Here is a 12,271-nt window from a genome sequence, read left to right as displayed (position 1 = left end):
CCCTGTCTCCGAAAGGCCGCATGACCATGAGCAACCCCAAGCCCGTCGTCGTGTACGGGGCATCCGGCTACACCGGCCGGCTCGTGTGCGAATACCTCCGGGAGTACAACGTCCCCTTCATCGCCGCCGGACGCGACAAGGCGCGCATCCAGGAGGTTCTCGACAAGGTGCCCGGCATCGAGACCGTGGACCACGAGATCGTCGAGGTCGAGCACGCGGTCGGACCCCTGACCGAACTCTTCCGCGGCGCAAAGGTGGTGAGCAACATGGTCGGCCCGTTCATCCAGCACGGGCCGGAGGTCGTGCAGGCGAGCCTCGCGGCCGGCTGTCACTATCTCGACACCACCGGGGAGCAGGACTGGCTCCTGGACGCACAGGCGCGGTGGGGTGAGCAGTTCGCGCAGAAGGGCCTCCTGCTCTCGCCGGGCGTCGCGCAGATGTACACGACCGGTGAGATCGCCGCCAACATCTGCCTGGAGACCCCTGGCCTCGATACGCTCGACATCCTGGTGCTGTGGAAGGGGTTCCCGACCTACGCGTCGACGCAGACGATCTTCACCATCCTGAAGGCCTCCTGGTACTACCTGGAGCAGAACCAGTACCAGCGGTGGGACCCGTTCACGACCTTCGAGGTCACGGTCCCGGGGCAGCACGAGACCGGCTTGGCTCTGCCGTGGGGCGGTACCAGCCATCCGGTGTGGTTCAAGAACGACCCGCGGGTGGCGAACTGCAAGGTCGCCGGCGGTGTCTTCGACCGCGCGGTCATGCAGGGCGTGGTCGATGCGGTGAAGCTGGTCGAGTCGCAGATCAAGACACTTCCGGCTGACCAGCAGGATGCCGCCCTGGCCGAAGTGGCCAGTTCGGTGCAGGCCAGCATGCCGCCCCGGGAGAATCCCAGGATCAACACCTCGCTCGACTCCGTCCACGCCTCGGGCCCGCTGGGGCGCGCGCACTGCGTGATCCACGGCAACAGCAACTACAAGCAGACCGGACTGCTGCAGGCGTACGCCGCGTACTCGTTGCTGCAGCAGGCACCGAGGCGCGTCGGTCTGGCTTCGGCCTGCCAGGCCTTCGGCCACCGGGAGTTGCTCGGTGTACTGAAGAGCTTCGGACTCGTGCTCGACCCGGTGCTCACCGTTCACAGCTGACGGTCGACAACTGAGGCTCCACAGCTGAGGGTTGAGAGCAGACTGTCCAGAGCCGAGTGTCCAGAGCCGACCGGTATGGGGCTCCGGCGCCCAGACGCTCGGAGCCCCGTACCGCGACATTGAGGATGGCGCCAGTGCGTCTGATCGACTACCTCGACAAAGGTGCGTCCCTGGGCCCAGGTTCGCCCTGCCTGACGATGGGGGACCGCACGCTTGCCTACCGCGACGTCCAGGAACTCTCCTGGCGCGTGGCGAAGGCTCTGCACCGGTCGGGAGTGCGGCCCGGGGACAAGGTCGCGGTCCTGTCCGGGAACGATCCGACCGCATTCTCCTGTGTGTTCGGCATCTCCCGGGCGGGTGCGGTCTGGTGTCCCGTCAACCCCCGCAACGAAGCCGTGGAAAACCGCGACCTGCTGGATCTCTTCGACTGCACCTGCCTGATCTTCCAGGAGGCCTTCGCGCCACTGGTGGCCAAGATCCTTCCGGACCTGCCGAAGCTGACCACGCTGGTCCGCCTCGACGGGTCCCCGGACCTGGCCACGTCCCTCCCGAACTGGCTGGACGGCGTTCCTGCCGAGCCGTGGCAGGCCGAACCTGCCGACGACATCGTGATGCTCGTCGGCACGGGCGGTACCACCGGCCGGCCCAAGGGCGTGATGCTGACCGACCGGAACATCGAGACCATGTCGGCGCTGACGCTGATGAGCTACCCGTTCGGCACCCGACCCGTCTATCTCGCGCTGGCTCCCCTGACCCACGCGGCAGGTGTGCTGTGCTTCCCCGTACTCACACTCGGCGGCGAGATCGTCATCATGCCGGCGCCGGACCTCACCGAGTTCCTCGCGCTGATCGAACGCCGTCGAGTCACGCACACGTTCCTGCCCCCGACCTTGATCTACATGCTTCTCGGCCACGCCGCCCTGGCAACCGCGGACCTGACGTCCCTGCGCTGCCTGTGGTACGGCGCCGCTCCCATGTCGGCGTCCCGCCTCGAGGAGGCGATCGACAGGATCGGCCCGGTGCTGGGGCAGTTGTTCGGCCAGTCCGAGGCCCCGATGATGATCTCGACGATGGCACCTGCGGAGCACTTCCACTCCGACGGCACCCTCGCCCGCGAGCGCTTCACCTCCGCCGGACGGCCCGCCCCACTGGTGAACGTCGCCGTCATGGACAGCGAGGGACGGCTGCTGCCGGCCGGCGAGCGTGGCGAGATCGTGGTCCGCAGCTCCCTCGTCATGGCGGGCTACTACAAGAATCCTTCTGCCACCGAGGAGGCATCCCGGTACGGGTGGCACCACACCGGGGACATCGGCTATCTCGACGCCGACGACTACCTGTTCATCGTCGACCGCGCCAAGGACATGATCATCAGCGGCGGCTTCAACGTCTACTCCGCGGAGGTCGAGCAGGCCGTGCTCCAGCACCCCGCAGTGCAGGACTGCGCAGTCGTCGGACTGCCGGACGACAAGTGGGGCGAGCGGGTGACCGCGGTGGTGCAACTCCACCCGGGGCACAGCGTGACTGACGCCGACGTGCGCGCCTTCGTGAAGGCCCGGATCGGGAGCGTCAAGGCCCCCAAGCAGGTCGAGGTGTGGTCGGACCTCCCCCGGTCGAAGGTCGGCAAGGTCCTCAAGCACGAGATCAGAGCCCAGTTGCTCCAAGCTGAGTCGAGGTCCGATGGGTGAGCAGCTGAGCAGCTGAGCAGGTGTGCGTGGCCGGGCCGGCGTGGTCCCTTTCAGCAGGCCCGCCAGGAGCGAGAGCAACCCGGTCGTGGCCGAGCAGGCCGCCAGGTCGGCGCTGGGGGTGACCGGTTCCTGTCGCCCCCACGAGTGGACCGCCATGGGTGAAGTCCGTTGATATTCGGCGCGATCTGCCGACCCATCGGAGTAATAACACTCATGTCCGATGAACCCACAATCGTGGTGCGACCTGACGAAGTCCCACAGGCACTTGGCGAAGTCCCTGTGTCGCGCTTGACCGGCCCGAGGCCAATGGCAAGGCTTCAGCTGTCCGCTTAGGACCCCAGGCTCATGATCCGCACAGCCATCAATTCGAGCCACACGACAGGGGGATTTACGTGATCCTGGTCATTGGCGCCCGTAGCAGGACGGGGCAGGAGCTCGTTCGGCTGCTGCGCGCAGCCGCGGTTCCGATGCGTACGCTGACCCGCTCGTCGGAGACGGCCGACGGCCCGGACAGCGTTGTCGGTGACATCGCCAAACCGGCCACCCTTGATCGCGCCATGTCGGGCGTGGACAAGGTCTTCCTGCTGTCCTCTCCCGCGCACGACGAGCGGGCCTGGCACCAGAACGCGATCGACGCCGCGGCCCGGGCCGGAGTTTCCCATCTGGTCCGGAGCTCGATCCTCGGTGCGGACCCGGCTTCGCGGGCCAGGTTCATCCGCCATCACGGTCAGGTCGACGAACATCTGCGGGAATCCGACGTTCCCCACACGATCGTCCGGCCGAATTTCTATATGCACAACGTGACCACGGGCTGGCCGCCCACCGTGGACCCGCAGGGCAACTACTACGCCCCGGCGGGGGATTGCAGGATCAGCATGACCGATGCCCGCGATGTCGCGGCAGTCGCCTTCCAGGCACTGACCGGGAACGGACATGCTGGAATGACGTACGACCTGACCGGGCCGGAATCGCTCAGCCATGCCGAGGCCTGCGACAAACTCGGCGAGCGCCTCGGCCGTACGGTTCGGTACGTACCGGTGGACGACCCCACGGCCCGGTCCGCGATGCTGACGGCCGGTCTCAACAAGTGGTTCACCGAGGCCCTGATCGAGCTTTACCAGGACTACCGGCGGTCGGGTGAGGACGGATACGCCGCCCAGGTGGAGACAACGGTCTTCGACGTCACCGGTGCCAAGCCGCGCAGTCTTGACCAGGCCCTCACCGAAGACCTGGGTTCGCCTGCCGTCGGGCATTCGGGCAGCTGAAGCAAGAGCAGGGTGAAACGCGCCAGGAATCGTTGCCGCGAAAGCCAGCAGGGTTCGGGGGAACGGCAGGTAACGTGCAGGCGCCCATCCGGCGCTCCTGCCTCACATATCCGGGGAATAGGTGATACGGAATGGCCATATCCAGACGTGGCTTTGTCGCGGGCTCGGCGCTCCTGGGCGGCGCCGGTGCCGCGCAACTCCTCAGCGGCGCGCCACTCGCCGCCGCGCAGACAGCCACCCTGCAGGACTCCGTCCCGCCCGCGTTCGGGCCAGTCACGGTGAGTCCCAGTGACCCGCGCTTCCCCCAGCTGGTCACCGCGTTCAACCGGCGGTGGGTCGGCAGTCCCGGCTCCGTGCAGCTCGTCGGCACAACCAGCCAGGTCCTGGCTGCGGTCGCGGCGGCGGCCCAGGCCGGCCAGCGCATCTCGGTTCGCGGCGGCGGTCACTGCTACGCGAACTTCGTCTACAACAGCTCCGTGCAGACCGTCATCGATCTCTCGCTGATGAACAAGGTCTACTTCGACATCACTCGGAACGCCTTCGCCGTCGAGGGCGGAGCCCGGCTCGGTGACGTCTACGAAGCCCTGTTCCGCGGATACGGCGTCACCCTGCCCGGCGGTCACTGCCCCAGCGTCGGAGTCGGCGGACATGTGACGGGCGGTGGCCACGGCCTTCTGTCCCGGAAGTTCGGCATGATAACCGACTTCATCTCGGCCGTTGAGATTGTGGTGGTCGATGCTTACAAGAACGCAAGCGTCGTCATTGCCGAGAGAAACGGGGTCAACAGCGATCTCTGGTGGGCGATCAGTGGTGGCGGTGGCGGCAACTTCGGAGTGATCACAAAATACTGGTTCCGATCACCGTCGGCGACGGGGGCGAATCCCGGTCAGCTGCTGCCGAACCCGCCCAGCAACGTGTTCATCGCCAATGTCGTCGTCCCCTGGTCCTCCCTCAGTCAGACCCAGTTCACCAACCTGGTCGGCAATCTGGGCACGTTCTTCCAGAACAACAGCTCTCCCAGCTCACCCTATGCGGCGCTGTCCAGCGTGCTCACCATCCCGCATGTGTCCTCCGGCTCCCTGTCGTGGATCACGCAGGTCGACGCGACCGTCCCGAATGCCGCGCAACTCATCGCGACGTATCACAGCGCGCTGACCGCCAACACCGGCATATCGGCTGCCGTGCCGTACCGGACCATTCCGTGGATGGCCGCGGAGGAGACGATCAACACCGCTACGCCCCTGATCGAAACCAACGCCACATTTCGCAACGCGGTGAAGAGCGCTTATCTCATCAAGGGCTTCACGCCCGCTCAGATCGCCTCCATCTACACGAACATGACCCGGTCGGACTACTCGAACCCCCTTCCGGCCCTGCTGCAGCTAGGCGCGATGGCTGGTGGAATGATCAATTCGGTGGCCCAGTCGGCGACCCCCATCGCCTATCGCAATTCCGCCCTGCTGGCGTTCTTCAACGTCTACTGGACGGACCCCTCGGGCGATGCCGCCAACATCGGCTGGCTGCGGGACCTCTACGGGCAGATATTCGCGAGTACCGGCGGGGTCCCGGTGCCGAACGACGCCTACCAGGGCTGCACCATCAACCTGCCCGACCCGGACACGGCCGACCCCACGATCAACACGTCGGGTGTCTCCTGGCAGACCCTGTACTACGGTTCCAACTTCCCCAGACTCCAGCAGGTCAAGGCGAAGTGGGATCCCACGAACTTCTTCCAGCACCCGATGTCCATTACGGCCTCATGACCTGGCGCCGGGAGCGGAGAGAAGACCCGCGTTGTCCCTGTGGCAGCCGCGGATCGGCACATCAGCGCAGTTTCGGCACCATAAACGCGAAGGGCAGAACACAATGAGCGTCTCCACCAAGCGCGTGAACGCGGTCATCACCGTTCACAAGTATGAGCCCGCGGCCTACGAAGAGCCGACCGAGGGGCCGGCCCTGACCAGGATCCACGTCGAGGAGAGCTTCAGCGGCGAGATCGAGGGCGAGGGCGTGGTCGAGTTCCTGCAGGCTGCCCGGCCTGACGGGTCGGCCAGCTTCGTCGGGATCGAGCGAATCACCGGGAAGGTGGGGGGCCGGGCGGGCACGTTCCTGCTGCAGGACTCCGGCACCGTGGAGGGCAACATCGTCAGCGGCGAGTGGTTCGTGGTGCCCGGGTCCGGCACCGGCGATCTGGCCGGGCTCCGCGGCGAGGGCGGGTTCCGCGCGAACCTGGGTGAGGGTGCCCAGGTTCACCTCGACCACTGGTTCGAATGAACCAGCCCGCATCCCTCGACGGGAAGACGGCGTTGGTGACCGGAGCGGCCACCGGGATCGGCAAGGCCATCGCGAGCGCCCTGGCGGCCGCAGGAGCCCGCGTGGTGATCAACCACCCGCACACACCGGAGTTGGCAGCAGCGGTGGTCGCTGAGATCGAGGCGGCCGGTGGCACAGCCATTGCCGTCGCCGCCGACATCAGCAATCGCACCGAGTTCCAGGCCATGGTCAAGCGGCTGCTGAGCGACTACGGCCGGTGGGACGTGCTGGTGAACAACGCCGCGGTCGCGATCACCAAGCCGTTCGCCGAGGTCACCGAGGACGAGTTCGATCTCAGCTTCGCGGTGAACGTCAAGGGTGTCTTCCACGGCTTGCAGCTCGCCTGGGAGCACCTGGCCGACGACGGTCGGATCATCACGATCTCGAGTTCCACCACGGCGCTCATGCTCCCGGGGTACGCGGTCTACGACGCCACCAAGGGTGCGGTCGAGCAGTTCACCCACATCCTGGCCAAGGAGTTCGGGCCGCGGAGAATCACGGTCAACACGGTCAGCCCCGGCGCGACGGAGACCGAAACCTACCGGACCGGCAAGAGCGATCAGTTCCTGGCGGGCCTGGAGGCGCTGAGCGCCTTCGGCCGGCTCGGCCGGCCCGCCGAGATCGCCGCCGTCGTGGCATTCCTGGCCGGCGACACTGCCGGCTGGGTGACAGCCCAGAACATCCGCGTGAACGGCGGCACGGCATGACGTGCTGACCGGTGTGTGCAGCGGGCCCTCGGTTCGCTGCACACACCGTCGCCGACCGCGCGTCAGGAAGGGCGCCGAAAGAAGGGCTTACCGACAAGGGGGAGTGCACTCGTGACCACAGCCATACAGCACGGAGCGGTCGACGCCGCGCGCGACAGCCGGCGCATGGGTCGGGGGTTCTGGATCGTAGCGGCGATCTCGTTCCTCTACCTCTTCGCCGTGAGCGCCCCGTCACCGCTGTACGGCATCTATGCCGCCCAGTGGCACTTCTCCCCGACCACACTCACCGCGGTGTTCGGGGTGTACGCGCTGACCCTGCTCGGCACGATGCTGCTCGCAGGCTCGCTCTCCGACGCACTGGGCCGTCGGCCCGTCATCGCCGCAGCCCTCGTCGTGCAGGCCGTCACCATGGTGCTGTTCCTGTTCGCCGACAACGTGGGATGGCTCTACGCGGCGCGGCTCACCCAGGGGTGCGCGACCGGCCTGGTCACCGCAGCGGTCTCGGCGGCGCTGGTCGACCTGCAGCCGGCCAACCGCCCTGGACTCGCCCCGCTCGTCAACGCGACGGTTCCGGCCGCCGGCCTGGCTGTCGGCGCACTGTCCTCCGGCGCTCTGGTCCGATACGCCCCGGCGCCCACCAGGCTGATCTACGCGCTGCTGCTGGCCGGCTTCGTCGCCCTGATCGTGATTCTGCTGACGATGGTCCCGGAGACGGTCACCCAACGCCACAGGGCCAGGCTGGGCTCACGGGTGGGCGTCGAGCGCCCACTGCGACGCGCGTTCCTCGCCACGGTGCCGGTGCTCGTCTCCGTCTGGGCACTGAGCGGGCTGTACCTGTCACTCGGCCCCTCGCTCGCCCTGACGATGGAGCATTCCCACAACGCGCTGCTCGGCGGCGCCGTCATCTTCCTGCTCTGCGGTTGCGGCGCCGTCACCGGGATCGTCATGCGCGGCTCGGCGCCGCGCCGGGCCATGCTGGTCGGCTGCGCACTCCTCGGCACCGGGGTCCTGATCACTGTGGCGTCCGTCGCCCTCAGCGTGCCCGCACTGCTGTACGTCGGCACGGTGGTGTCCGGCTGCGGCTTCGGCGCCGGGTTCCTCGGAACCTTCCGCACGCTCGCCGGCCTCGCCGAGCCGGAGCGGCGCAGCGAGCTCATCACGGCGATCTATGTGGTCGCCTACCTCTCGTTCTCGGTTCCCGGTGTGATCGCCGGCATTCTCACCACGCGAATCGGCCTGCACGACACGGCGATCGGCTACGGCCTCGTCGTCGCCGCCCTGGCCTGGATCGCCCTCCCGGCCACGGCAAGGCACTGCTACCGCTGCTGAACGGTCCGAATCCGTCCGCCGATTGTCGGACACCAGAGTCGAACAGGGCCTGGCACGGCCTCCTATGACTTCCAGGCCAACTCCTGAAGGGAACAGTCATGTCCGCAACCCAGGTACCAGCGATGTTCGAAAAGGATCTCGCCCAGCTCCGCTCCGGCGACATCGAAGGCATGCTGAGCAACTACCACCCCGACGCCCAGATCATGCGGCTGCCGGACACCGTCGCCACGGGCACGACCGAGATACGCGCGTTCCTCGAAGACTACGTGGCGCTGAACCCGAAGATCATCGAGGTCATGGCGATCCTGCAGGCCGACGACTGCGTCCTCTACCACTCGACGATCGAGATCGCCGGCAACGTCCTCGGCATCGTCGGAACTTGGGTGCTGCGCGACGGCCTCATCTGGCGCCAGACCGCCGTCATCGTCCCCGCGTCGCCGGAAGCAGCCTGACGCGCTGCCACGGGCGAGATCGCCCCTGTCCCCGGCCCAACAGCCAGGGCACAGTGAAGAGTTGACGGGGTTTCACCACCTTGGGGCTCGTCAACTCCGGAGCTGGCGCGCGTAGTTCGGCAAGGGCTGCTGGTGCGTGGTCGGCCTTTGCATGACCAGCCCGGCATGCCGCCCCAGAGAGGACTGGGGCGGCGGGTCACTGCGGGCCGGCGTACTCGCCGGGGTACTCCGCAGGGAAGTAGGGCGGTGACTGCTGGTAGTACGGGGTGTCCGCCGGGTGGCCGTAGGCCTCGTCCAGCCAGGTCTGGGCGAGGTCTGATGTCCGAGGAGCCGGCCGCTGCCCTGGTGTCGGCGCGTATGACTCGTGGACGTACTGGTACGGCGCGCAACCCTGGGCCTGCTGGATCTGCTGGACTTGTTGAGTGGTGACGGTGGGCCTGGCCACGGATGCGGTCGGTGCGCTGACGGGGACCTGGAGGGAGCCGTAGCGCTCCATGCGCTGCCAGCGCAGGCGGGTGCCGGCGACGGCGGTGACCACGGACTGGATGACGACCAGGTACATCAGCTGGCGGTAGACGAACTGCTGCAGCGGCAGGCTCCACAGCGGCCCGGGGCGTTCGCCGTCCAGCCGGAAGGCGTACAGGCCCATCAGTAGTTGCAGCAGGAGGAAGCCCAGCCACAGGCCGATGATGTGGACCGGGTTCAGGAAGACCAGCCCGTACAGGGCGAAGACGTCGACGACGGGAGCGAGCAGCGGAAGGAGGACCTGGAACGTCAGCAGGTAGCCCAGGCCGCGTCGGCCCAGTTTCCCGGCCGGGCCGCGCTGGAGCAGTGCGCCGCGGTGCTTCCACATGGCCTGCAGGGTGCCGTAGCACCAGCGGTAGCGCTGGCGCCACAGGGCGCTCAGTGAGGCGGGGGCCTCGGTCCAGGCGATCGCCTTCTCCTCGTAGACCACCCGCCAGCCGTCGCGGCACAGCGCCATGGTCAGGTCGGTGTCCTCGGCCAGGGTGACGTCCGAGACCCCGCCGACGCGCTCCAGGGCTTGGCGGCGGAAGCCGCCGACGGCGCCGGGCACGGTGGGCATGCACTGGGCCAGGTCGAACAGGCGCCGGTCCAGGTTGAAGCCGACCACGTACTCGATGTGCTGCCAGCGTCCCAGCAGGCCGCCGCGGTTGACGACCTTGGCGTTGCCGGAGACGGCGCCGATGCTGGCGTCGGCGAAGGGCTGGACCAGCTTGCGCACCGCGTCGGGCTCGAAGACGGTGTCGCCGTCGACCATCACCAGCAGGTCGCAGGAGGCGGCGGCGATGCCGGTGTTGAGTGCGGTCGGCTTGCCCGCGTTGGGCTGGCGGATCACCCGAACCCCGGGCAGGTTCAGGGATTCGACCAGGTCGGCGGTGCCGTCGGTGGAACCGTCGTCGACCACGATGATCTCTACCGGGTGGTCGGAGGCCACCAGTGAGCGCACCGCCGCCTCGATGCCCGAGCTCTCGTTGTAGGCGGGCACGATGACCGAGACCGGCTCGGTTACCGGATCACCCCACGGATGCCTCGCCCATTTCTTGTGCCGGCGTGCGGCAACCAGCGTGACCAGCGCGCGCAGCACGCTGATCGCACCGGACGCGTACAGCAGCCAGCCGATGAGGGTGAGCAGGCCGTGGCTGCCCCGGAGCGCACCGATGAGCGCCAGGCCCAGCCAGTGGTCCCTCGCCATGGCCTTGGACATCGGGGAGGCCATCTGCACGGACTGGCTGACAGTGGCGAAGTGGAAGCCGCGCGCCTGCAGACGCGGGATCAGCTCGCGGAGCGCGGTGACGGTCTGGGAGCGGTTGCCGCCGGCGTCGTGCATCAGCAGGACCTGTCCGGCGTTGGTGCGAGGGGTGGCGTTGGTGAGGATCGCGGGCACGCCCGGACGCTGCCAGTCCTCGCTGTCCAGGGTGGTCAGCACGGTGAGGTAGCCCTCGCGGCCGGCCTGCTGGACCGCGGACCAGTCGGTGTTGTCCAGGGCGTCGTTGGCCGAGGAGTAGGGGGGCCGCAGCAGGGTCGTGGTCTGGCCGGTGGCTCCGGCGACGGCGAGTTGGTCCTCGCGCAGTTGCAGGGTGCGCTGCCAGGGCGGGATCGTGCCGAGGTTGGCGTGGGTGAATGTGTGCACGCCGACCTCGTTGCCGTCCGCGACGATCTGGCGCACCAGGCCGGGATTGGCGGCCACCTGGGTGCCGACAACGAAGAAGGTGGCATGGACGTGGTTGGCCCGCAGCACCGCCAGGATCTGCGGCGTCCAGGTCGGATCCGGTCCGTCGTCGAACGTCAGCGCGATGGTGTTCGCGGCGGGTTTGGCGGTACGCGGCTGCGCCGACCCGGCTTCGATGACCGGCCCGCCCTGGGCCACGGTGGCGGGGACCTGGTCGCTGGGGCCCTGGGACAGGGCGGCTCCGTCAGGGGTCGAGCCGAACATGTGCTGGGTGTAGCCCTCGATCAGCAGGGCCAGGGTGAGGGTGACCACCAGCGTGCCCAGCAGCAGCCAATGGGTGCGCACGGGTATGTCGCGGACACTGCGGCGCCGGCCGCCTCTGTGGCTGCGGGACTTGCTCATCGAGGGTGGTTCACTTCCGCGCGAGGAACGGGGTGTCGGGGGTCAGGCCTTCTTGCTCGGGGTCGCACGATGGCTGGCACCGGGCGGGGACGCGGAGTGCGTGCTGTTCCCGTGCGTCGGCGCCGCGGTGGTGGCAGAAGCCGAAGCAGGGGCAGAGGCGGGAGCACTGGCCGAGGCGCTGGAGGTGCTTGCCGGGGGCGTGGCACCTGCGGTGGGACCGGTGCCCTTCGCCGCGCTCGCTCCGTTGCCGGCCTGGGAACCAGCGGTATGTCCCTGGACGCTGTTGTGTGATCCGCCTGCGGACGGCTGCGCGACGCCGACCGCAGGCGTTCCGGGGGCGGCGCTCTGGGCGGCGGGGGGCGCGGGCAGTGGGAGCAGTGGGCTTTGGATGGTCGGCCCGCCCAACAGGGTGCTGACCAGCAGGGCCACGTAGGCTGCGGCGGGGACGATCAGCAGTCGGCCCAGGCGGCGTACCCGGCGCTGGCGTCGGCCCGAGGAGTCGACGAAGACCGGGCTGAGCGCGGAGGCGTGCTGAGGGTCTCCTTCTGCCTCCCGCGGCGGGTCCTGGTAGAGGCGGGGAATCGGCACCGCGTCCTGGTGCACGTAACCCAGTTGTCGTTGCATCGGTGGGCAGCCTCTACAGGTGGCGGGGGAGGGCCGGATGGGCGGCGGTCCGGGGGAGACCGACCGCCCATCCGGGGATAGTGGGCACTGCGTGGGAGCTGTTGTGCGGGGCCGGGCGGGCCGTGGACATGGATGCGGGGGGAGTCCGCGGCCCG

The 12,271-nt window shown here is 68.2% G+C and carries 10 protein-coding genes; 8 read left to right on the top strand and 2 right to left on the bottom strand.

Annotated features, from left to right (window positions below; genetic code table 11):
* Window positions 1-20 precede the first annotated feature (20 nt).
* From ABIA33_RS14605 to ABIA33_RS14570, 8 genes are all read left to right on the top strand, one after another.
* Window positions 21-1,148, top strand: a complete 1,128-nt coding sequence (locus ABIA33_RS14605; RefSeq protein ID WP_370081346.1) for a DUF5938 domain-containing protein — start codon at window positions 21-23, stop codon at window positions 1,146-1,148.
* Between the two features lie 134 nt (window positions 1,149-1,282).
* Entirely contained in the window at window positions 1,283-2,833 is a 1,551-nt protein-coding gene (locus tag ABIA33_RS14600) for a long-chain fatty acid--CoA ligase (protein WP_370081344.1), read from the top strand.
* A gap of 392 nt (window positions 2,834-3,225) precedes the next feature.
* Window positions 3,226-4,098, top strand: a complete 873-nt coding sequence (locus tag ABIA33_RS14595; protein ID WP_370081342.1) for an SDR family oxidoreductase — start codon at window positions 3,226-3,228, stop codon at window positions 4,096-4,098.
* Between the two features lie 131 nt (window positions 4,099-4,229).
* Entirely contained in the window at window positions 4,230-5,861 is a 1,632-nt protein-coding gene (locus tag ABIA33_RS14590; RefSeq protein ID WP_370081340.1) for an FAD-binding protein, read from the top strand.
* 103 nt (window positions 5,862-5,964) lie between these two features.
* On the top strand, window positions 5,965-6,372 hold the full coding sequence (locus tag ABIA33_RS14585) for a DUF3224 domain-containing protein (RefSeq protein WP_370081338.1): 408 nt from the start codon (window positions 5,965-5,967) through the stop codon (window positions 6,370-6,372).
* Window positions 6,369-7,118, top strand: coding sequence for an SDR family oxidoreductase (locus ABIA33_RS14580; protein ID WP_370081336.1), 750 nt, complete (start codon window positions 6,369-6,371; stop codon window positions 7,116-7,118). The genes ABIA33_RS14585 and ABIA33_RS14580 overlap by 4 nt, the downstream gene beginning before the upstream one ends.
* Before the next feature lie 111 nt (window positions 7,119-7,229).
* The gene (locus ABIA33_RS14575; protein WP_370081334.1) at window positions 7,230-8,447 is read left to right on the top strand and encodes an MFS transporter; all 1,218 of its coding nucleotides are present in this window, start codon (window positions 7,230-7,232) and stop codon (window positions 8,445-8,447) included.
* Between the two features lie 98 nt (window positions 8,448-8,545).
* Entirely contained in the window at window positions 8,546-8,899 is a 354-nt protein-coding gene (locus ABIA33_RS14570; RefSeq protein WP_370081332.1) for a nuclear transport factor 2 family protein, read from the top strand.
* Window positions 8,900-9,095: 196 nt separating this feature from the next.
* On the opposite strand, the gene ABIA33_RS14565 is transcribed toward ABIA33_RS14570, so the two are convergent.
* Window positions 9,096-11,492, bottom strand: a complete 2,397-nt coding sequence (locus ABIA33_RS14565; RefSeq protein ID WP_370081330.1) for a bifunctional polysaccharide deacetylase/glycosyltransferase family 2 protein — start codon at window positions 11,490-11,492, stop codon at window positions 9,096-9,098.
* Between the two features lie 42 nt (window positions 11,493-11,534).
* Window positions 11,535-12,116: a hypothetical protein gene (locus ABIA33_RS14560; protein ID WP_370081328.1), complete on the bottom strand. Its 582-nt coding sequence runs from the start codon at window positions 12,114-12,116 to the stop codon at window positions 11,535-11,537.
* Window positions 12,117-12,271: the final 155 nt, after the last annotated feature.

The organism is Streptacidiphilus sp. MAP12-16 (genome assembly GCF_041262165.1).
Lineage (GTDB): Bacteria > Actinomycetota > Actinomycetes > Streptomycetales > Streptomycetaceae > Streptacidiphilus.
Note: the sequence above shows the minus strand (reverse complement) of the source record. Positions and strands in the feature narration are given on the sequence as shown.